Genomic DNA, 22,379 nt, shown 5'->3' on the forward strand with positions numbered 1-22,379 from the left:
CGATTCGTGTCCAATTAGGACGCGAATAATGACGTTAATAATAATGACTGATGTCAATTGCATATTGTTTTTTATTTTTGGATTTCTAATTGAAATCCTATTGTTTTAATCTTGTCAACGAACCTTTACAATCTCTCTTTCGATCTGATTACGTTGACAAATCTATGCGACAAATATATGTGATAAAATCTTTTATTTCCAAATTCTACGATTCCCAATGGCTTTTTTCAATCTACAAACAGTCTAAATAAAGATTGTAAGTATCTGATCTTTAGGTGTTTTTATTTTAAAAACTTTAATGACATAATGTAATTTTCAATTCAGAAAAACACACTCAATTTTCATTAAAAAAAACTATGCAAAGCATTGCGGAAACAATACTTTCATTCAAATCTAGCTACTCTAAATCAAATCACGATAAAAAGGAGGATTTTTTTTCTGATTTAATTAAGGAATTGGATAATAAAAAAAGAGGTAATCGACATTTTTCATATCCTTACCTCTATTCTTTTTTTAATAAAATTCTTATTCTGTATTTCACAATTCTTAAGACTAGTTCTCGTCCTCTCAAACTTCTGTTTTTATCTCCTCTTTGGTCATTTCTGAATTGTTTTTTTTCCAAATCAATCGGCTAATAAATTTTCCTAGCCATGTACCAACACTATCCTTAACTATATTTTCAAGTCGATAACTTTCTCTGGTATTTCTGTAAAAATATTTCAATTTATACACAACCAACTCCTTTTCAAGATATAAACGATACCTCTCTCTTTCCATATCTTTTAGTGAATAAAAACGTCTCATCTGCTATCTTCCTTTATTACAAGAACTTATAAATGTGAACCTACTTAATAAAAATGCATTCGATAGATTTAGGATCCAACCAATAAAACCAGTTTCAATCGTCCTTTTTATTTTCATCCAATAATAAAAATCGTTGGAAATATTTAATCATTGGACGCTCGATTAAAGGTCTTCTGAGTAAATAAATGAATAATAACAGAAACAAATAAAATAAAGCCACACACAAATAACCTCCAACACTATTTTCTAAAATACTGTTTAGCCATATTGACGCAGCAAAACCCAACAGAATCAGCACAAGCATTAGTAATACGAAAAATATAGCTGCAAATGTAATTGCAATAACTAATCGCATTAATTTTTCGAAACCTGCAAACTTGTAATAGTCCACATTAGAATCGAAATACTCAATCAATAATTCCTTTAATTGTGAAAACTGTTCCGTAATTTTTTCCAATACTTTCGGCTTTAGTAAACTGATATTTAATAATCTTACCTAATGATTGATAAACAAAAAAGAAAGTTATACCAATTCCTCTTCTTCCTTCTCTACTTTTCTGAACTCCTCTAACTTCTTCTCTAACTCAACAATAAATTCGTCCATCTTTTTCCGCATTTTCGTAACACTCTTGTCAAAGGCAACATCCAATTCATCCATTTTTTCTTTGGCTTTCGTTCTCACCTTTTTACGAGTTACTTCTCCTTTATCAGGAGCATACATTACCCCTAATCCAACACCAATAGCACAGCCCGCTAGCAAGCCTGCAATAATTCCTCCTGTACTTGACATAGCATATAATTTTTAAATGAAACAATAAAATAAGAGTATAATAATCTGAAGTGTAATACTTTATATCAAGTTAAGAAATTTATGAGCACGAGTCAATTTTTTTCCTGAGCAATCCATCACTTTTTGACTAAAAAAAAGTGCCAATATCACAATGATATTGGCGCTCATAGAATTCGTTTTATTAGTATAAAAAATAAGCTTCGTTTAAATAGATCTTCCCTTTTTAATTATTTAACAGACATACCTTAGTGGCATGAACACAAATACTGTTAATATAATTCTTACCACTATCTGCCATTATTTTTCTGAGCTTAGCAATGTCCTTTTTTACGATTTCAACATCGGCTCCAGTTTCAATCTTGTTGTTTACCCAAGGCTTATCTTTACAAGGTGACTGATCGATATGGCAAAGTAAGGTTCCTTCTTTTTCCATTCTATCAATGTATGCTTTTTTGATACGCTTTACTTCCACTATTCCTTGAACAGAAACCAATTGCTTTTTCAGCTCTGAATCGAAACTATCTTTTGGATTGTTGGGTACAATTTTAAGAATTGCACCACTAGGCGATTTCAATTTCATTTTTTGACCATCAACTCCGCACATATGCACAACCAAACCAATAACTTCAACCTTTTTGCCAACTAAACTATCAGCTTTTGCCACTAATTGATCAATTGAAAAACTAAGATATTCTGCACTTGCTTGTGCCTTTGCACCAATCGAAATTACCAAGAACAGAATTAAAAAGAAAATGTTCTTTTTCATACTATTTTAATGATTACAGGTATGACCTTCTCCGTGTGTATGACTGCAAGATGAACCACTATCGCTTACTTGTCCTTCGATAAACAATTTTACAACCTCTTCGGTAGTTCCTGAACATCCACGTATTACTTCAATTCCATTTCTGTTTAGAACATTGATCGCTCCATTTCCAATTCCGCCTGCAAGCATAATTTTTACGCCCGCCTCAGCTAAAACTGATGCAATATTCGACTTGCAACCACAACCTTGTGGTGAGTCCATTCTTTCTGTTGCAACAATTTCATTCTTTTCTGAGATTGTATAAAGATTGTAAAATTCGCAATGACCAAAATGACCATCGATTTGATTACTGCTTGTTACTGGTACTGCTATTTTCATTTTACTTATATTTTTATTTTGAATAATCCACCAATTGCTATCGAGAATATTCTCACAAAACTACAAAAGGATAATCCATTAACAAAAATTCCTGGTGATCATTTTAAATAGAATTCTCAAGTATAAATTGTGTCTAATTCTTTTTACTAATTGCTTTTATTAGGTAACCTTCTTTAATTAGAACATCTTTCATTAAAAGTTGATAGGAGAATTCAATCTAGTTAGCTTAAAAAAATGAAGCCTTAAAAATTTCCTGTTGACAAAATTTAAGGCTTCTATTATACTTTTTAGAGAAATTACTTAGTTGTGCAAGGGTTACTTTTGTTAGCATTTGTTGTTTTTGCGTTAATATAATTATTTGCCTTTTCAGCTATCAAACTTAGAATCTGTCTATTTGATTTGTATTCTTTCTCCTTATTCAGATTTGTTGGATAAATATAAATTTTTCTTCCTAGTGTAGTTTCTTTTTGAAAAAGAACAACAATTATATCTTCAGTCATAGGATGTATATAAAATGGATGATACTTCAAAGATTTAATATTACTCAATTCAATTTTATCTGTCAGCTTACCATTTTCTAAATACAAATATTCATCATCAATATATGCCTCACATAATCTCGAAGAGTATTTTCTCGATATTAAGGTAATTGTTGAAAATAAAACAAGGATCATTAAAGCAAGTAGGATGACTAAACTATTCCCCTCTATTATATTGACAATAAGAACAACAAGTATGGCAAGGTCAACTAGATAAAATACATAAACTTGTATTTTATGCAAATCAGTGGCTGAGTTTGATAGTTTAATTTTCATCGTTCTTAAACAATTAATGCTAACGGTATGGCGATATGTTTCGTCACTTGTTTTGAAATATATCCGCCTGTTATCATCTGTTGGGCTGTGAATACCACTTAGGATAAATTATTTCAGCCCTTTTAAAAATAATTTGCCCTATTTAAAATTTCATTCCCTTTTGCATTGTCTATACACCCGTGTATGGATCTGTTCAATGAGGGAAGAAGAGATTGCAACACTCCAGGATTCTTACCATACTTGACTTTTATAAAAAAGTCTCGTAACTTCTCAAAGTCAAAAACGTTTTTACGTTCTGAATGTGTAACACTCACACGCTTCAAGCGTTGACTTTGATGAACTTCGTTCACAAGAATCCTTCCTTATCCCAATCCCTGAAATTTTATCTCAAACGCTCAAATTCACAGCACAATTGATGATTTAACGGTCTTGCTAAAATTTGAGGGCGATTTACAACTACCGCCTTATCAAAGTCGCTACCTTTTAAAGTTTTGTTTTATTGTCAATTTGAGCGTCACCGCCCTTTAATTTTAACTTTTGTTGGGGCTTGTTGCTTCTCTAAATTTTTCACCACTTCAATATTTGAATTTCTCAACGTATCCATAACAATTTCCTTTTTAGGATTCGATTCATTTAATACTTGACCATCATAAAACACTTGATATGAAACAGAAATGAAGGTTAAAAGCGCAGCAACACTAGCAATGATAAATGCATTTCTGGATGATTTTCTTGATTCATTTAATTCTTTGTACTCAATCAGCTTAAAATATGCGTCACCTTTTAATCTCGCTTTATCACCATTGTGCTTATCCATTAAATCAAATGCAGGAATTGAATAAATGCCATTTCTTGTTGTTTGGATAGTTCTCAAATAAAAATGGTCATAGAACCAAACATTAAATGATTTTTTAAACTCATCTTTCTTTTCTGGGCTTTTAAAAGTCTTAGTCAAATCTGGCTCTAAAAATTCGATCAACTCATTAAAAGAGACTCCTATTTCAATTTTATCTTCGCCATATTCTAAAGCCTTAATAAATATATTTTTTTTCATAAGTATACTTTGAAATGATTGTTGTTGCAGCAATTAGCCCCAACTCCTAAATAAAAACTATTGGCTTTATTTCGTTTATATTTATTAAAAAGGTGTATTTATCGATCCATATAGGGCGATAATGAACGCTTATTATATTAAGTATGTGAATTTACGAAACAATATGTGGCTCACAAAAATATTATCTTGTTAATTTAACAGAGTGTTATTTGCATATAAAAAACACCATTACATTTTGTCGAGAGCTCATTCTAAGCTCGAAAATGGCATTACACTTTGTCGAGAGATAATTCTAATGGTAAAAACAGCTCTCGCAAGAGCTTAGCCTATGTTTTTACTTGGAAAAATAAACTACATAAAAAAAGAGCTCCCCACCGAGAGCTCTTGAACAACAACATTCTAAACTAAATAATTCTAATCTGTACTATTTTAAGTAAAAGGACAATTCAAATATCGCATTGAAATTGTATTTCTAGATTTTCTTAGCATTAATTTTGCATCAAATCTATATTAATAGATTCACACTGTACAGACGCAAGGCCTTGCACTTTACTAAATTGGATTCGTTTTTATTAGCCGCACCGCCGTGCGGATCTACATAGCTATCCTTTTTGATTTCGATGATGGCATGAATATGGTTTGGCATGATCACATAGGTATCGCAAATTAATTCGGATCGGATTTCAAATGACTTTTCCCATTCCTCTTTTACAATTTTACCAAATTCTGATAATTGCACTTTTCCCGATTCAATTTTCCCAAGAAAACATTCTCTACCAACTGTACAAATCGTAATGAAATACAATCCTTCGTTGGAATAATCCCACCAGCTTGCGCGTGCTGATTGAATCCGATATTTATTTTTGAATTTTTCCATTAGCTAAATTTAGTTTTAGTTAACCTAATGAAATTATCAAAATTCAAACAAATAAAAAATATGTAAAATTAATTATCTACAAACCTAATTGTAAAGACGCACGGCCGTGCGTCTTTACGTTGATAACGTGTAATTAATTATTTCAAATTATCCTTTAAAAAATCAGTCATCATGCCAAATAGATGTAAACGAGTTTGACCACCATAAATGCCATGATTTCGGTTGGTGTACAAGTGCATTTGGAATTTTTTGTTGTGCTGAACCAATTCTTCGGCCAACTCTAAAGTGTTTTGCATGTGTACATTATCATCTGATGTTCCGTGTACCAAAAGTAATTTTCCTTTTAATTGATCTGCAAAGTAAATTGGTGCGTACTTGTCATATCCGTCAGGATTTTCTTGAGGTGTGCGAAGATATCTTTCGGAATAAATGCTATCGTAATATCTATAAGTAGTTACGGGTGCAACAGCAATTCCTGCAGCAAAAACATCAGCTCCCCGAAACATGCATAAGGATGACATTTGTCCGCCAAAACTCCATCCGTAAACGCCAATTTTATCGGCAGCAATAAATGGTTGTTTTGCCATATACTTTCCTGTTTCGATTAAATCGATAGCCTCTAAATTCTGAATTTGCATGTAGGTACATTTCTTAAATTCTTCGCCTCTTCCACCAGTTCCCCGATTGTCGACACAAACCACTACAAAACCTTCCTGAGCTAAATATTCCGACCAATCGAATCGATAACGATCCAAAACCTCTTGCGAGCCTGGGCCACCATAAAAAGTAAGTAAGGATGGATATTCTTTGTTAGCATCGAAGTTAACTGGCTTCATCATCCAAGCGTTTAATTCAACTCCTTCGCTTGTTGTAAATGTGAAGAATTCACGTGTTGGCAATTGGTATTCTTGCAATCTTTTCTGCAAGTCTTTATTGTCTTCCAATATTCGTATTAACTTTCCTTTGGCATTGTGCAAACTTACCAAAGTTGGTTGTTGCTTGCTCGAAAAATAGTTGATGTAATATTTGAATCCCTTACTAAAACTAGCAGAATTGCTTCCTTTATCTGCGCTAAGCAATGTTGTTTTCTTTCCTTTTATATCCACAGCATAAATTTCTCGTTGCAATGGACTTAAGGCTGCTGCCTGATAATAAAACAGTTTGCGAGATTCGTTATAGCCAAGAAATTTCGTCACTTCCCAATCGCCATTGGTTATTTGCCTTACCGGATTTCCCTCCATATCGTACAAATAAACATGATTGAATCCTGATTTTTCGCTTGTAAAAATGAAGTGCTTGCCATCTTTTAAAAAGTCAAATCATCGTTTACATCAATCCAAGCCTTATTTTTCTCTTCATAAATTAGCTCAGTATCACCCGTATTTACATTGGCGAATAAAAGTTCATAATGGTTCTGATGACGATTCATACGAACCATGCTTAAAACCTCAGGATTACGAGTCCATTTAATTCTCGGAATGTACTGATCGGTTTCCTCACCCACATTCATGGTTTGTGTTTTCTCCGATTCTAAATCATAAACATGGATGCTCACAATTGAGTTATCTTCTCCTGCTTTTGGGTACTTAAACGTATAGTTCTCCGGATAAAGAGTATTCGCCTTTTTCTCAGGGTAAGTTCCCTTAAAAACAGTCATATTAAACTGCTTTACACGAGATTCATCGAAACGCATAAATGCAATTCGTTTACCATCAGGTGACCACTGAAAGCCTTTCCAAAAAGAGAACTCTTCTTCGTAGACCCAATCTGGTGCACCATTAATGATATGATTGTATTTCCCATCAAAAGTGAATTGTTTCTCATCACTTGTTTTCAAATCTTTGATAAAAAGATTGTTGTTGCGAAAGAAACAGATTTGATCGCCCGCAGGAGAAAAATCAGCCAACTGTTGACGCCCTGTTGAAAGAGCTTCTAGCTTGTTTGCTTTTCTATCGTAAACATAGAATTCTGCTGAATAAGAATGACGATAAATATCAAGTCGATTACTTGCCAATAATAACTTCTGTTCGTCTGACGAGAACTGATAGCTATCGATTCTCTTAATTTTATCCATTCCTACCACTGCTAAATCAAAAATTATTTCTTCGACTTCACCAGTAGCGTATGCATATTTCTCAATTCTGATTCCCTGTTTCAACACGGTATACGATTCTCCGCTCATCATCGAACGTAATCCGTAAACCGAACGTGCACGAAAAGTACCCTTATTTGTGATGTCTTCTAATGTAAAACTCTTTTGTGCTTGTACTAAATTTAAGCTTAAAAGAGCAAGGAGGGTTACTATTAATTTTTTCATTGTTTGCTTATTATTTTTTGAACTTTTACACTTCACCCCGACCCTCTCCTAAAGGAGAGGGATAAGGCAAAAAACAAAAATGACAGATGTACCATTTTGCGCTAATAATCTGCCATTCTCTATTGTTATATTAAAATTCTGTATGTTCATTTCTACGGATGATTTCATTCTGAAGATCTTCACCCAAATCATTGAAATAATCGCTGTATCCTGCAACACGAACAATTAAATCTTTATAAGACTCAGGATTCTTTTGTGCATCGCGAAGTGTATCCGCATTAACCACATTAAATTGAATGTGATGCCCATCCATACGGAAATAAGAACGCACCAAATTCATCACTTGCGTGATTCCCGCTTCATCTTCCATAAATTGAGGACTGAACTTCTGATTCAACAAGGTACCACCAGTACGAAGGTGATCGATTTTTGCTGCTGATTTCACAACGGCAGTAGGTCCTTTTGTATCGGCTCCTTGGTAAGGTGAAATGCCTTCGGACAATGGCATCTCAGCCAAACGTCCATCAGGCGTTGCAGCCATTATATTTCCAAAATACACATGACAAGTCGTTGGCAACATATTAATACGGAAAACCCCACCTTTTGCGGTTGGTCTGCCATTAACTGCTTCGTAGAATGTTTCAAAAATATCGATAGCTAAATCATCAGCATAATCATCGTCGTTACCATATTTAGGGGTTTTATAGATCAAGTCACTTCTCAACTGATCGTATCCATTGAAATTAGCATCCATAGCCTTTTTCAAATCATCAAGACTCACTTTTTCCTTATCGAATACATTGTATTTGATCGAAGCCAACATATCGCTCAAACTACCTAAGCCAACACCTTGAACATAGGATGTATTGTAGCGCGCACCGCCTGCATTATAATCTCTTCCTTTGCTGATACAGTCGTCAACTAAAACAGATAGGAATGGCACAGGAAGGTAAGTCGCATACAAACGTTCAATCACATTGTTTCCTCTAAGTTTAATATTAGCAAAGTGTTGCACTTGCTTTTGCCAAGCCGCAAATAGTTCTTCGTAAGAATTAAAACTCGACAATTCGCCTGTTTGCAGTCCAATTTGTTTTCCCTTACGAGGATCAACACCATTGTTCATGGTAACTTCAAGAATTTTAGCCAAGTTGAAATAGCCACTTAAACTGTAATTCTCGGTACCAAAGGCTCCCGTTTCAACACAGCCTGAACATCCACCATTTCGTGCATCTTCGATGCTTTTCCCTTGACGAAGCATCTCTTGAATAACCGCATCGGTATTGAAAATAGAAGGCTGACCAAAACCTGTTTTTACAATGCGAAGTGCCCGCTTGATAAAACGATCCGGGTTTTTCTTGCTCAATTGAACCATAGAACTAGGCTGCAACAAACGCATCTCTTCTATCACATTCAGAATAACATAAGACATTTCGTTCACCGCATCAGATCCATCTTCTTTCAAACCTCCAACATTAATTAAGCAGAAATCTGTGTATGTGTTACTTTCCTTAGCCGTAACACCCATTTTAGGTGGCGCTGGGTGGTTATTAAATTTAATCCAGAAAGCATGAAGTAATTCGTACATACTCTCTTCAGCAAGCTTACCCGTCTTTACTTCTTTCTCGTAAAAAGGTAGCAGATGCTGATCCAGTCTACCTGGGTTGAATGAATCCCAAGGATTCAGTTCTGAGATAACACCCAGATGAATAAACCAGTAATGCTGTAAAGCCTCGTGCATGGTTTCTGGTGCATGAGCTGGTACACGACGACAAACCTTAGCCATTTCCTCCAACTCAACTTTTCTTTCAGAATTAGATTCTGCCTTAGCTAGATTTTCAAGTTCATCAGCATGACGTTCGGCAAAATGAATAATACCATCGCAAACAATAGCCATAGCTTTCAACTCTTCTTGCTTGTCGTAAGCTTCATTATCATTTAGGAAATCTAAAGTTTCGATCGCTTTTACAATATCTTGCTTGACATCAAGAAAGCCTCTTTGGAACATTTTCTTGCCTAAAACAGTATGTCCTGGTGCGCGTTGCTCCTGAAATTCAGTAAAAATCCCCGCTTCATAGGCATTCAACCATTCTGGTGTCATATTGCCAATTAGCTTATCTCGATTGGTTTTCCCAGTCCAGAAAGGAATAATACTTTCCTCGTAAATTTTAAATGTTTCCTCATCTACTTTAAAAGAAACCTTCTCTCTTTCATTCAAAATCTGAAGATCACCTAAAGAGTGAATACATATCTCCGGATAAGTTGGACAGGCTTTAGGTGCAGGTCCGCGTTCACCAACAATCAATTCATTAGGGTTGATACAGATCTTTTTGTTGGCAAAAAAGTGTTTGAAAGACAGAGCACGTTTCACTGGTGTAGAAACCATTTGTGCCTCATCTGATTTATAAAATTCAGTCATTAACAGAGCGCGCTCAGGCGATATACAGTTAATGGCGTTTAAACTTTGTTCTCTGAGATGTTTTATTCTGTTGTTCATGTTTTCAAGTATCAAGTAGAAAGTAATAAGTCCAAAGTTGATTTACTTCTTCGGAAATTCTTTCACTTATTATTAATTGATAACTGTTCACTGATAACTGACTAAACACTCCTCTGTCCTATCGGACATCTCCCCTAAAAAGGGAGAATACTTTTCGAATTATTGAGCCTTTAATTGTATTCTGTTCACTGATAACTGAACTTTAACCTCCAATACTTACCCTAAATCCGGCCTCCTCAAAAAGCTCTTTCGCCCAAAGTGTATCCTCCTCTTTCATAGAAGGTATATCAGGCATTCGATTCTCTTTTTCGAAACGAGAATATTTATCTTTCCCTATTCGGTGATAAGGTAAAATATGGATTTCTGATTGGTAAGTCAAGTCGGTCAAGAATTTTATCATTTCCATGATATGTTCCTTAGAATCATTGAAGCCCGTAATCATAGGAAATCGGATAATCAAATTCTTTTTCTGCTCGATTAGGTAGCTTAAATTATCTAAAATTTGTTGGTTGGATACACCAGTTAATTGTTTGTGCTCTTTATTATTCAACTGTTTTAGATCGTATAAAAAGAGATCTACATTTTTAGTAATGCGCTCGAAATTTTCTTTGGGAGCAAAACCTGAAGTATCAACAACAGTATGAAAATCCATTGCTTTACACTCTCTCAGCATCGTTTCCAGAAAATCAATTTGTAGCAATGGCTCTCCACCCGAAAAAGTAACACCGCCACCCGATTCATCAAAAAACAATTGATCCTTTTCAATTTCTTTGACCAAATCAGTAACAGAATATTTTTTCCCGATCTGAACTTTATCTTGAACTACTTTATCGCCCAATCTCTTTTCCTGATAAAACTCCTCAACTAGTGGAGAAAAACTTTCTGGATTATGGCACCACAAACAGCGTAAAGGACAGCCCTTCAAGAATATGGTTGTTCGAATTCCTGGGCCATCATGTACAGCATATCGCTTGATATCAAATACGATACCATTCATATATTTTAATCTTAAAATAATAGATATTAGAATGTAGCCAAGTACAATTGACCATTCTTTAAACTGTGAAAAATGTAGATTGTTCCCTTTAAATTAAGGGAATAGAAATATTAGTAGATCAACAAATCCAGCATTCGTATAGGCCTTTGTAGGAGTGCCTGTGCAGTATGGGAATAATTCTATTCATAAATTTATTCTCGCTTGTTGTAAATCTATGATTTTTTTTTGATCTGACAAAGCATGATGATTTGCTAAGGGATTGATTTAAAATGGTTCTAATTAAATACCTTAACTCCTAAAAGATATTCATTATATTGAGCATCATTTTCTATAGCTCTGTCTTATAGCCAGACGGGCTTCTACTTTTTGATTCATTCTCAATTGTTACGGGTATTCATGATCTCACTTCGTTCGGTACATGGATGAAAAAGTAGACAAAAAATCATTGACAGCGTCCTCAATCACCCGTTATCAGCTTGATGACTAAACAAAAAAAACTCGCTCTGCTCAAACAGTTTTTTGTTCTTAACGCCATCCTTACTGAACGGGTCCCGATCTCCGGACTGAATGTCAAATATCTACTAATGTTCTGACTGCAAAATACCCTAAAACCTTAACTATTAAATAATATCAACATATTTGTAGATAATACATGTCCATATTAAGGTACATAGTACTGTAACAAAAAAAGCTTCCCCTTTCGAGGAAGCTTTCACAATATATTACAATAAAAGGAACTTACTAAAATTCTTTCTTCAATTGCTCAACCCAAGCCTTAATTCGCTCATCAGTTAAAGCAGCCTGATTTTCAATATCCAAAGCTAAGCCCAAAAATTGTCCATCGCGCAAAGCGGCAGAACGCTCGTAAGTGTAACCCTCAGGGCTAGTAAATCCAATTAACTTAGCTCCTCTATCTTCCAAAGCAATAGCTAATAAGCCAATGGCATCAACAAAATTTTCAGGATAACCTACCTGATCGCCTAGCCCGAAAAGAGCAACTTTTTTGCCTTTAAGTTTCATATCATCGATAGCTGGCATAAACTCATCCCAGTAGTTTGGCAATTCCCCATCGAACCAAGTTGGTACACCTAGCACCATATTTTTGTATGACAAGAAAGAATCCTCATCAATCTCTTCAACATTTACCATTTCCACATCATAATCCTTACCGAAGGCTTTCTTTACCTTCTCAGCATTCTTAGAAGTTTTAATGGTATTGAAACTATAGAATAAACCTATCTTTTTCATTTTGTTTTTAGATTTTATCCCGAAAATTTCCAGGATTAGATGAAGAGAAAAGATAGAGATTCGAAGGATACTCAAATCTCTTATCCACTATCTGATTGTCTAATATTTAATACTCTATAAGCTCTTTAGCTGCAGCATAAATTTTATCCGTGTTTGGAAGAGTCGCCTTTTCCAAAATTCGATTAAATCCAACCGGTGTAAAGGTCGACCCAACACGTCTTACCGGAGCGTCTAAATGCTTAAAAGCCTCCTCTGTGATTGTAGCAGCAATTTCACCACCAAATCCGGCGAATACCTTATCTTCATGTACAACCAAAACCTTATTGGTCTTAGCTACCGACTTAATTATGGTTTCCTTATCCAAAGGTACAAGCGTACGGATATCGATTACTTCAACATTCTTACCAAGATCCTTAACTATTTGATCCGCTACTTCAACACACATATGCGTTGTGTTACCATAAGTTACAATCGTCAAGTCTGTACCTTCACGACGAACACGGGCTTTACCAAATGGCACCTCGAAATCGTCTGGCACAACAGCCTGCGCTTTAGGATCGTTATACAAAGCCTTTGGCTCCATAAATACAGTCATACCTTTCGATCGAATCGATGTACGCAATAGGCCTGCGGCATCATCGGCATATGATGGGTAAACGATACGAACACCAGGGAAAGTTGCCAAAGCACCTTCAATATTTTGTGAGTGATACAAACCACCACCAATATAACCACCAGAAGCAAGTCTTACCGTAATATTAGGTGAGTATTGACCTTTTGTACGCCAGTATTCATGGGTTGTTTCAACAAACTGCTCCATAGCTGGCCAGAAGTAATCGGCGAACTCAGCGCCTTCAACTACAATACGAATTTTGTCATTAAAACGACTCATACCGTTGGCAGTACCCATAATGAAGTCTTCGGCAATAGGTGCATTAAATACACGCTCAATACCAAACTCTTGCTGCATCCCTTTAGATACATTGAAAATACCACCCTTATCTTTATTAGCGATATCCTGTCCCCAGATAAAAGTATCAGGATTATTACGGAATTCAGCCTTTAAAGTTTCATTCAATCCCTCAATCAATTTCTTAGGTTCACCAGTTTCGTTATGAAGACCTTCCGGATATTTCTCAGCTGGGTAAGCATCAGGAATTACAAAATCGTGAATTGAGTTTGGATCCGGATCTGGTGCCGTTAAACCAGCACGGTGTGCTTTCTTAACTTGCAACTTCACATCATCTTCAATCTTCACCAATTCAGCTTCCGTAAATCGCTTGTAACGAATCAACAAACGACGAAATTTAGCCAATGGATCATATTTCTCAACATAACTTAACTCAGCATTATCGCGGTACAATTCGTGTTTATCAGAGTTTGAGTGAGATCCCATACGAACACAATTTGCTTGAACGATAGCTGGCATCTGATTCTCCGCAGCATAAGCTTTTGCTTCAGTCATTGTATTCATCGAATCGAATACATCCTTACCGTTGCAATGGAAAATCTTCAAATACTTCAATCCCTTAAAGTTATCAGCAACCTTACGATTAGCAGTTTGGTCCTTTTTAGGAACCGAGATACCATAACCATTATCCTGGAAGACAAAGATCACTGGTAATTGTTCTTTCGACGCCCCATTAATCGCCTCATACACGTATCCTTCAGAAACTGAAGATTCCCCTTGAGAACTAATGGCAACACCTTTACCTTTATAATGCTTTACCGCTCGGGCAATACCTACCGCATGCAAGGTATGATTACCTGTACATGATGAAACATTGTGCACATTCCATTCTGGCTTAGCAAAATGATTTGACATATGTCGGCCACCACCCGCAACATCATTATCCTTTGAAATACCGTTGAAAATAACTTCTTCAGCCGTTAAGCCTGCTGACAATGATGTCAACATATCACGGTAGTAAGGAAATAGGTGATCTGTTTTTCTATCGAAAATTTGTCCTATGGCCAATTGAATACCATCGTGTCCTGCATAAGGCGCATGGTAGGACCAGCCAATAGCTTGTTTCAAATAGTTAGGTGCTTTTTCGTCAAGAGCACGACCTAAAGTCATTAAATTAAACCACTCTGAAAGCAATTCCTTTGACGTTTTTTTAATGCTAAATTTTTTACTTTCAGTCATCTTCTCTGTTTTGTTTGTTTTGTCTACGGATGTTATTTCAAGTGTTTCCATGATTAAATCGCTCTGTTAGTATCAAATTCCTCCAGGTGATCGGCGATCTTTCTAAGGAAAGCGCCACCCAAAGCCCCATCAACCACACGGTGATCGTAGGAAAGTGATAAGAACATTTTCTGACGTGGAACAATGACATCGCCGGCTGGTGTTTCCAATACAGCTGGTTTCTTTTCAATGGTTCCAACCGCAAGAATCGCAACCTGAGGCTGATTGATAATCGGTGTTCCCATTACATTTTTAAACGATCCAAAATTCGAAATCGTGAATGTTCCACCTTGAATATCATCTGGACCTAATTTATTGTTTCTAGCATCATTTGCCAAGCGATTCATATCACTAGCAAGACCTACTAAATTTTTCTGATCGGAGTTTTTAATTACCGGGACAATTAGGTTCCCACTTGGAAGAGCAACTGCAACACCAATATTAATATTCTTTCGAAGAATAACATTGTATCCATCTACAGATGCATTAACACCAGGAAATTCACGTAATGCTTTTGAAACCGCTTCGATGATAATTGGCATAAACGTGATCTTTGTTTTCTCTTTAGCAAAGAATTCATCTTTAATCTTATTTCTCCAATTCACCATATCAGTTACATCAGCCTCAACCATTGCCGTTACGTGTGGCGAAGTTTGCTTCGACATCACCATATGGTCAGCAATAATTCGACGCATACGATCCATTTCGATAATCTGGTCGTTTGCACCAACAGACATTGAAACTTTTGGCTTTTCAGCAGCAGTTTTTGGTGCTGGAGCCGGACTCACAATTTCTTTTTCTTGAGGTGCTGCTACAGTCGAACCATTTCGTTGAGCCAAATAATCCAAGACATCTTGTTTTTGAACTCTTCCTTCGGTTCCTTGTCCTTTTATTGATTCTAATTCCTGAACTGAAATATTTTCGCTCTTCGCAATGCTTTTCACTAATGGGGAATAAAATCGACCCGAGGTAGATTGAATATCAGAAGTACTTACACTTTCTTTAGTTTCTTGAGCTTGGCTTTCTGCAACAGGAGCACTTACAACTTCTGCAACTGGTTCCGTTACATCATCAGCATCACCCAAAGCAATTACTGCAACGATCTCTCCCACTGGTACAACATCATCCTCTTTAAAACGAATTTCAATAATTTTACCAGATACAGGAGATGGAATCTCAGAGTCCACCTTGTCGGTTGCAATCTCAAAAAGCATGTCATCCTCTTCGATAACATCATTTAGATTTACAAACATTTTGGTGATGGTTGCCTCCTGAACACTCTCTCCCAACTTGGGCATTAGAATTTCAAAACTTGACATATAACTTATAGTTTAATATTTATAATCTTATCTAAATGTTTCGATACAAATATAAAAATTTATTCTTATTTAGACTGATTTAAATTAAAATAATTGTAATGTCGAGATTACAATTATTTATTTAGATATAGATTTCCTTGATATGGAGAATTTATCTTACTAAAAGTTACCATTTTCTTATTAATCAGATTAATTTTGGAACTGAAAAAAACAAGAAAATGAAAGAATTCACATATAATATAGAAATCACATCTTCACAAGAAGAAGTATTTAACGCATTAACCAATCCTTTCCAAATTGAACTTTGGACAGGTTATCCTGCTGTAATGGACGAAAAGGTTGGAACTATTTTCTCTCTTTGGGAGGGAGATATTACTGGCTGTAACTTAGAGGTTGCTAAAGATTACAAGCTTGTTCAAGAATGGTTTTTTGGAGAAACAGAACAGCCTTCAATTGTTAGTATGCTCTTAAAAAAAGCGGGTAATAAAACTCGCATTGAATTAAAACACACTAACATTCCATCTGATGCATATGATGAAATAGTAGAGGGTTGGAAAGATTACTATTTAGGTTCGATGAAAAACTTCTTAGAATTTTATTAATCGTCTCTTAAAATAAAGCACAAAAAATAAGGAAGCAGACCAAATCTACTTCCTTATTTTATTTTCTACAGTACAATATAAAATGATTATTCTACAATAATCACTTCGTCAAATATTTCAATTTTATCTCCCGGACGAATTTTTGCTCGCTTACGGTATTCAATCTCACCATTACGAATCACCTGACCATCTTCAACAAAGATTTTTGCTTGTGCTCCACTCTCACTAAGACTTAATGCTTTTATTAGTTTTATCAATTCGATATATTCTGTATCTAGTTTGAAGTTAATCATGGTTTAAAGCTTATGGTGTTATTAAAATTTTGAAAGGCAAAGGTATCCTTTTTCCTTAGATTAATGAAAGAATAAATAAGCAATACCAATTGCAGCAATAATGCCAGCAAAATCGGCAATTAAACCACATGTAATAGCATATCTCGTATTCTTAATTCCAACTGCACCAAAATAAACTGCAATAATATAAAAGGTCGTATCTGTGGCTCCTTGCAGCGTTGAAGCTAACCTACCTACAAAACTATCTGCTCCATGGGTTTGCATAGCATCAACCATCATCCCTCGCGCTCCACTTCCACTCAATGGTTTCATAAGAGCAGTTGGCAAAGCCTCAACAAAATCAGAATTCACGCCTAAAAAACCACATAATCTTGCAGCTCCTTCTATCACTAAATCCATTGTCCCTGATGCTCTAAAAACACCAATGGCAACCAGGATTGCAATCAGATAAGGAATAATCTTTACGGCAATATTAAAACCATCCTTAGCTCCTTCAATAAAACTCTCGTATACATTAACCTTTTTTCGCACTGCTAAAAGAATGAATGCAATAATTATTGAGAATAAAAACACATTACTCACAACAGCAGACACCTCAGTTATCTGTTCTTTCTCTAATGATGAAAAATAGGCAATTAGAGCAATAATAAAAGCAGTCATTCCACCTAAGTACATCAAAATAACTTTATCCCACAACTTAATTTTTTGCATAACTGAAACTGCAATAAGTCCGGTAATAGTGGAAAAGTAAGTCGCTAATAGGATAGGAATAAATATATCTGAAGGGTTAACAGCTCCCAACTGAGCCCTGTAAACCATGATAGAAATTGGTATAATAGTTAAACCTGAAGTGTTTAATACCAAAAACATAATCTGTGCATTCGAAGCTCTCTCCTTGGTTGGATTAGCATCTTGCATTTGTGTCATGGCCTTCAGTCCCATTGGCGTTGCAGCATTATCTAAACCTAGCATGTTGGCAGCTAAATTCATCATGATGGAACCATGAGCCGGGTGATCTTTGGGCAATTCAGGAAACAAACGGTTAAAAAATGGACCTATCAATCGAGAGAAAATTTTGATAATACCACCTCGTTCGCCAATCTTCATTATACCTAGCCAAAGTGTTAGTACACCTGTCAGGCCGAGTGAAATATCAAAGCCCGTTTTTGCCATATCAAAAGTTGAATTTATCATGGCAGGAAAAACTTCCATATCACCGAAAAAAATCAACTTAATCAAGCCTACAACAAAAGCCAGAACAAAAAAGAAAACCCAAATATAATTTAATGCCATATAGTTTTATTTTGATCGTTTTTAAATTGGTATTATTTTTTGTTCTGATTCGATTTGATCGATTTCAATCTTTCCTTCGGATAAGTTTCGCTTGGCTTCAAGCTCTTCGCTTTATTATAATAGAAACGGGCTACCGACCAGCTCTTCTTCGCATAAGCATCATCTGCCTGCTTAATCAATGCTTTATATTCATTATCAATCTGCGAATTCTTTTTTGAATCAATCAATTCATCAATCTTCTTCAACTGCTCTTTAGGATATTTTTCTGAGCCATTTAATCGAAGTGCTTTTTGATAATAAAACTTCGAAACCGAATAATTATTTTTCGTCAATTCTCCATCTCCGCGAGCAATTAGTTTACGGTATTCTTCCGTAAGATGAGAGTCTTTGCCTTCTTTTATTATTTTCTTAATCTCCTTTAACTTCTTTTTAGGATATTCTCTGTCAAACAATTTCAATGCCCTATCATACATCACTTTCGCAACTGTAAATTGTGACGAATTAAAAGCTTTATCTGCTTTAGCGATCAAGCCAGTATATTCACGTTCCCTAGCAATTGATAACTTTGACTCAAAGTTTGCAGGGTTCTTGGCGATCGATTCTTGATCTGCAATTTTTAAGGCTGCTACCAATTTAGCAATCTCAGCTAATTTTTCCTTTGGATATTCTGCCTTTGGTTTAATTCCCAAAGCTGCTTTATAATGATGGCGTGCGACACTAAATTGCTCTAATTTGAATGCTTTATCTGCCTCTTCGAGCTCACCTGCAAATTTCTCATCCAATTCTTTTTGCTTACGATCTGCAATCTTTTTTCTTTCCAATAAAACTTCGATTCGTTTTATCTGATTTTGTGGATAAGCTTCTTTTGGCTTTAAATCCAAAGCTTCTTGATATTTTCTCACAGCTAAACTGTACTCCTCTTCCTTCAAGTATTTATCAGCTTCTTCAATTAAAGCTTTGTACTGATATTGAGCCGTTAATTTCTCCTTTTCCAATTTCTCTAATTCAACCAAAATTAAGTTGATTTCTTCAATTCTATTAGGCGGATAAGTTTCGTTTGGCTTAATCTCTTGAGCATTTAAATATTCATTTATTGCCGATTGCCATCTTTTTCCTTCGTAATATTTATCTGCCAGAGCAATGTGATTCTTATAATCTTTTTCTTTGGCCTTTAATTCCGTAGCTATTCTTGCTTCTTCCTCAGCTTTAGCTTTTAGTTCACTTAAGATCTCATCAATCTTCTGTATTTGACTTTTTGGATATGCTTCATCAGGCTTAACTTGAAGTGCTGAATTGTAATTCTTTTTAGCCGACTCATATGTTTCCGAAGAATACTGAGAATCTGCCAAAGCAATAAAAGTATTGAATTTTTCAACCATACCTTTCTTCTCCATAGCCAATCGCTCTTGTTCTTCTGCTAATCGCCTTTGCTCTGATAAAATCTCATCAATTTTTCGGATCTGAGACTTAGGATAAGCTTCATTTGTTTTTAAGTCCAAAGCATCCTGATAAGTTGTTTTAGATGATTGGTAATCATTTGATGAAAATTGAGAATCTGCCAATGCAATAATAGCGGCATATTTTTCATCTAATGCTTGTTTTTTAGATGCCAACCTTGCATTTTCATCTGCTTCCGCTTTCAATCTAATTAATAGCTCATCAATTTTTTGAATCTGCTTTTTAGGATATACCTCGGCAGATTTTAAAGCCAATGCTTCATTGTAAGCAATTTTAGCAGATTTGTATTCTTCTAATGAAAATTGCGAATCGGCTCTTTTAAGTATCGAGGCATATTGATCATTTAATGCTTGTTGATCTGCCGCTAATTTAGCCGCAGCATCTGCATCTGCTTTTTGCTCTTCTAGTATTTTATTAATCTTATCAATTTGAGTCTTTGGATATGCTTCCGCAGCTTTCAAGTTTAATGCATCGGCATAAGCTGTTTTAGAGGACAAATAGTTACTTGATGAAAATTGTGAGTCTGCTTGCGAAATAAGCAATGCATACTTCTCATCCAAAGCTTGTTTTTCGGCTTCTAATCGTGCTGCATTATCTGCTTCTGCCTGCTGACTTGCCAACATCTCATCAATCTTCTGAATTTGGCTTTTCGGATAAGTTTCACCAGATTTCAAGTCCAATGCATCGGAATAACTAGTCTTTGAAGATCGATAATCTCCTGATGAAAATTGTGAATCTGCCAAGTTAATAATAGCTGCATACTTTTCGTCCAATGCTTTCTTTTCCGCTGCTAATCGTGCAGCCTCATCTGCTTCTGCTTGCTGATTTGCTACTAACTCATCAATTTTCCGAATTTGACTTTTCGGATATGCTTCAGCAGATTTTAGAGCCAATGCATCGGTATAACTTGTTCTAGAAGACTGATAATCACCTGATGAAAATTGCGAATCTGCCAAGTTAATAATAGCCGCATATTTTTCATCCAATGCTTTCTTTTCCGCTGCTAATCGTGCAGCCTCATCTGCTTCTGCAAGCTGATTTGCAAGAATCCCATCTATTTTCTGAATTTGACTTTTTGGATACGCTTCAGCAGACTTTAGGACCAATGCATCTGAATAAGTCGTTTTAGAAGTTTGATAATCTCCCGATGAAAATTGCGAATCTGCCAAGTTAATAATAGCTGCATATTTCTCGTCCAATGCTTTCTTTTCTGCTGCTAATCTTGCGGCTTCATCTGCTTCTGCTTGCTGATTTGCAAGGATTCCATCAATCTTCTGAATTTGGCTTTTTGGGTAGCTTTCATCAGCTTTCAAATTCAATGCATCAGAATAACTCGTTTTCGAAGATGGATAATCCCCTGAATTAAATTGTGAATCTGCTAATGCTACTATTGAAGCATACTTCTCATCTAATGCTTTCTTTTCTGCTGCTAATCTTGCAGCTTCATCTGCTTCAGCTTTTTGACTAGCCAAAATCTCATCAATCTTCTGAATTTGGCTTTTTGGGTAGCTTTCATCAGCTTTCAAATCCAATGCATCAGAATAACTCGTTTTCGAAGATGGATAATCCCCTGAATCAAATTGTGAATCTGCTAATGCTACTATTGAAGCATACTTATCCTCAAGGGCCTTCTGTTTTGCGGCTAATTTTTCCTGATTCGCTAAAAGATCGTTTATTTTCTGAATTTGATTTTTAGGGTACGCTTCATTAGCTTTTAACCCTAATGCCTCTGTGTAAGAGGTCTTGGATAGGTCATAATTCTTAGCCTCAAACTGGATATCTGCTTGGGCAATTATCGCAGCATATTTTTCTTCTAAAGCTTTCTTTTCGGCCTCTAAACGTGCTTGTTCAGCAGCATTTGCCAGATCCTGATTCAAGAGCTCTTCTATTTTTAACAACTGACTTTTAGGATACTCTTCCTCTTCCTTAATCGTTAATGCTTCGTTATATCCAGCTTTTGATAAATCATATTTACGTGCTTTGAAATTAATATCTCCTCTTTGGATAGCAGCCTTATAAGCTCTCTCTTCTGCTAATCGCTGCGCTTCTAACTCTGCTGCTCTTTTCCTAGCTTCCTCTTCCGCTCTTTTTATTGCATCTCTAATTTGAGAATCGTAATCTCTATCGTAGTCAAAATCATCTAACTCTTTATCGTACATGATCATTCCCATAGGTTGATCAAACACAGAAAGGTCAAGACCTTTGTATGCAGGAAATAAGGATACCATAAACTTAAATGGCGGAAACTGACTATCTCTACTTAATACTTCAATTGGAACAAATGTGGAAATACTGACTTTTTTGGTTACAAAACCTTCCTGAGAAAATTCAAAGATATACTCATGCCCAAACTCTAGACCATATTCAAATTTGCCACTATTATCAACCATTTTAGTTTCCATTTTTTCAGCATTCTTTAAAATGGTGATATAGGTATTATCAATGGTACCATTCTCAATTTTAACCTTACCAAAAACAGAATATTTCTCTTGAGAATAACTCGCGTTTTGGTTTAATAAAAAAATGAAAATTACGATTGAGACTAGCCTAATAGTCTTAATTAGTGAGAATTTATCCATATCAAATCAACGGTTTTGCATTAGCCTAATCCACAAATATAATCACTTACTTGTTTGATCAAAAAACAATAAATACGATTACAATAAACGTAAAGTTAAAATTTTGT

General features: G+C 35.4%; 18 protein-coding genes and 1 pseudogene. 1 reads left to right on the forward strand and 18 read right to left on the reverse strand.

The window, feature by feature from the left end:
* Positions 1–567: 567 nt before the first annotated feature.
* From L3049_RS07065 to L3049_RS07135, 15 genes and pseudogenes are all read right to left on the reverse strand, one after another.
* A complete protein-coding gene (locus L3049_RS07065; RefSeq protein WP_275109103.1) occupies positions 568–804 on the reverse strand; it encodes a hypothetical protein in 237 nt (78 codons plus the stop codon).
* A gap of 94 nt (positions 805–898) precedes the next feature.
* Positions 899–1,261, reverse strand: coding sequence for a hypothetical protein (locus L3049_RS07070; RefSeq protein ID WP_275109104.1), 363 nt, complete (start codon positions 1,259–1,261; stop codon positions 899–901).
* Positions 1,262–1,327: 66 nt separating this feature from the next.
* Positions 1,328–1,594 carry a YtxH domain-containing protein gene (locus L3049_RS07075; protein WP_275109105.1) on the reverse strand — a complete coding sequence of 89 codons (267 nt, stop codon included), beginning with the start codon at positions 1,592–1,594 and terminating at the stop codon, positions 1,328–1,330.
* Between the two features lie 223 nt (positions 1,595–1,817).
* Positions 1,818–2,360: a hypothetical protein gene (locus tag L3049_RS07080; RefSeq protein ID WP_275109106.1), complete on the reverse strand. Its 543-nt coding sequence runs from the start codon at positions 2,358–2,360 to the stop codon at positions 1,818–1,820.
* Between the two features lie 6 nt (positions 2,361–2,366).
* Positions 2,367–2,738: a NifB/NifX family molybdenum-iron cluster-binding protein gene (locus L3049_RS07085; RefSeq protein WP_275109107.1), complete on the reverse strand. Its 372-nt coding sequence runs from the start codon at positions 2,736–2,738 to the stop codon at positions 2,367–2,369.
* Positions 2,739–3,034: 296 nt separating this feature from the next.
* Positions 3,035–3,553: a hypothetical protein gene (locus tag L3049_RS07090; protein WP_275109108.1), complete on the reverse strand. Its 519-nt coding sequence runs from the start codon at positions 3,551–3,553 to the stop codon at positions 3,035–3,037.
* A gap of 514 nt (positions 3,554–4,067) precedes the next feature.
* Entirely contained in the window at positions 4,068–4,607 is a 540-nt protein-coding gene (locus L3049_RS07095; RefSeq protein ID WP_275109109.1) for a hypothetical protein, read from the reverse strand.
* Positions 4,608–5,112: 505 nt separating this feature from the next.
* On the reverse strand, positions 5,113–5,484 hold the full coding sequence (locus L3049_RS07100; protein ID WP_275109110.1) for a transposase: 372 nt from the start codon (positions 5,482–5,484) through the stop codon (positions 5,113–5,115).
* A 137-nt stretch (positions 5,485–5,621) separates the two neighbouring features.
* On the reverse strand, positions 5,622–6,470 hold the full coding sequence (locus L3049_RS07105; protein ID WP_275109997.1) for an alpha/beta hydrolase family protein: 849 nt from the start codon (positions 6,468–6,470) through the stop codon (positions 5,622–5,624).
* A gap of 63 nt (positions 6,471–6,533) precedes the next feature.
* Positions 6,534–7,801: pseudogene (locus L3049_RS07110) on the reverse strand (beta-propeller domain-containing protein); the annotation flags it as partial.
* Between the two features lie 130 nt (positions 7,802–7,931).
* Complete coding sequence (gene hypD / locus L3049_RS07115) at positions 7,932–10,295, reverse strand: trans-4-hydroxy-L-proline dehydratase (protein ID WP_275109111.1); 2,364 nt, start codon at positions 10,293–10,295, stop codon at positions 7,932–7,934.
* 202 nt (positions 10,296–10,497) lie between these two features.
* A complete protein-coding gene (locus L3049_RS07120; RefSeq protein WP_275109112.1) occupies positions 10,498–11,292 on the reverse strand; it encodes a glycyl-radical enzyme activating protein in 795 nt (264 codons plus the stop codon).
* 741 nt (positions 11,293–12,033) lie between these two features.
* Positions 12,034–12,540: a flavodoxin gene (locus L3049_RS07125; RefSeq protein WP_275109113.1), complete on the reverse strand. Its 507-nt coding sequence runs from the start codon at positions 12,538–12,540 to the stop codon at positions 12,034–12,036.
* Positions 12,541–12,646: 106 nt separating this feature from the next.
* Complete coding sequence (locus tag L3049_RS07130; protein ID WP_275109114.1) at positions 12,647–14,740, reverse strand: alpha-ketoacid dehydrogenase subunit alpha/beta; 2,094 nt, start codon at positions 14,738–14,740, stop codon at positions 12,647–12,649.
* 2 nt (positions 14,741–14,742) lie between these two features.
* Complete coding sequence (locus L3049_RS07135) at positions 14,743–16,047, reverse strand: dihydrolipoamide acetyltransferase family protein (protein ID WP_275109115.1); 1,305 nt, start codon at positions 16,045–16,047, stop codon at positions 14,743–14,745.
* A 218-nt stretch (positions 16,048–16,265) separates the two neighbouring features.
* Between L3049_RS07135 and L3049_RS07140 the strand changes: the two genes are divergently transcribed.
* A complete protein-coding gene (locus L3049_RS07140; protein ID WP_275109116.1) occupies positions 16,266–16,649 on the forward strand; it encodes an SRPBCC domain-containing protein in 384 nt (127 codons plus the stop codon).
* An 86-nt stretch (positions 16,650–16,735) separates the two neighbouring features.
* Here L3049_RS07140 and L3049_RS07145 read toward each other — a convergent pair whose 3' ends face one another.
* The 3 genes from L3049_RS07145 to L3049_RS07155 are packed head-to-tail and all read right to left on the reverse strand — an operon-like array spanning position 16,736 to position 22,272.
* Entirely contained in the window at positions 16,736–16,942 is a 207-nt protein-coding gene (locus L3049_RS07145) for an RNA-binding S4 domain-containing protein (RefSeq protein WP_275109117.1), read from the reverse strand.
* 60 nt (positions 16,943–17,002) lie between these two features.
* Positions 17,003–18,235, reverse strand: coding sequence for a nucleoside recognition domain-containing protein (locus L3049_RS07150; protein ID WP_275109118.1), 1,233 nt, complete (start codon positions 18,233–18,235; stop codon positions 17,003–17,005).
* Between the two features lie 32 nt (positions 18,236–18,267).
* Complete coding sequence (locus tag L3049_RS07155; RefSeq protein WP_275109119.1) at positions 18,268–22,272, reverse strand: hypothetical protein; 4,005 nt, start codon at positions 22,270–22,272, stop codon at positions 18,268–18,270.
* Between the last annotated feature and the right edge of the window lie 107 nt (positions 22,273–22,379).

Origin of the sequence: Labilibaculum sp. DW002, from assembly GCF_029029525.1 — a bacterium.
Lineage (GTDB): Bacteria > Bacteroidota > Bacteroidia > Bacteroidales > Marinifilaceae > Paralabilibaculum > Paralabilibaculum antarcticum.

Bases quoted from the DNA above. Each gene is read 5' to 3' on its own strand.
- L3049_RS07085 (WP_275109107.1), bottom strand. From the start codon at position 2,738: ATGAAAATAGCAGTACCAGTAACAAGCAGTAATCAAATCGATGGTCAT.
- hypD (WP_275109111.1), bottom strand. From the start codon at position 10,295: ATGAACAACAGAATAAAACATCTCAGAGAACAAAGTTTAAACGCCATT.
- L3049_RS07150 (WP_275109118.1), bottom strand. From the start codon at position 18,235: ATGGCATTAAATTATATTTGGGTTTTCTTTTTTGTTCTGGCTTTTGTT.
- L3049_RS07120 (WP_275109112.1), bottom strand. From the start codon at position 11,292: ATGAATGGTATCGTATTTGATATCAAGCGATATGCTGTACATGATGGC.
- L3049_RS07155 (WP_275109119.1), bottom strand. From the start codon at position 22,272: ATGGATAAATTCTCACTAATTAAGACTATTAGGCTAGTCTCAATCGTA.
- L3049_RS07130 (WP_275109114.1), bottom strand. From the start codon at position 14,740: ATGGAAACACTTGAAATAACATCCGTAGACAAAACAAACAAAACAGAG.
- L3049_RS07125 (WP_275109113.1), bottom strand. From the start codon at position 12,540: ATGAAAAAGATAGGTTTATTCTATAGTTTCAATACCATTAAAACTTCT.
- L3049_RS07080 (WP_275109106.1), bottom strand. From the start codon at position 2,360: ATGAAAAAGAACATTTTCTTTTTAATTCTGTTCTTGGTAATTTCGATT.
- L3049_RS07135 (WP_275109115.1), bottom strand. From the start codon at position 16,047: ATGTCAAGTTTTGAAATTCTAATGCCCAAGTTGGGAGAGAGTGTTCAG.
- L3049_RS07075 (WP_275109105.1), bottom strand. From the start codon at position 1,594: ATGTCAAGTACAGGAGGAATTATTGCAGGCTTGCTAGCGGGCTGTGCT.
- L3049_RS07100 (WP_275109110.1), bottom strand. From the start codon at position 5,484: ATGGAAAAATTCAAAAATAAATATCGGATTCAATCAGCACGCGCAAGC.
- L3049_RS07090 (WP_275109108.1), bottom strand. From the start codon at position 3,553: ATGAAAATTAAACTATCAAACTCAGCCACTGATTTGCATAAAATACAA.
- L3049_RS07145 (WP_275109117.1), bottom strand. From the start codon at position 16,942: ATGATTAACTTCAAACTAGATACAGAATATATCGAATTGATAAAACTA.
- L3049_RS07065 (WP_275109103.1), bottom strand. From the start codon at position 804: ATGAGACGTTTTTATTCACTAAAAGATATGGAAAGAGAGAGGTATCGT.
- L3049_RS07140 (WP_275109116.1), top strand. From the start codon at position 16,266: ATGAAAGAATTCACATATAATATAGAAATCACATCTTCACAAGAAGAA.
- L3049_RS07095 (WP_275109109.1), bottom strand. From the start codon at position 4,607: ATGAAAAAAAATATATTTATTAAGGCTTTAGAATATGGCGAAGATAAA.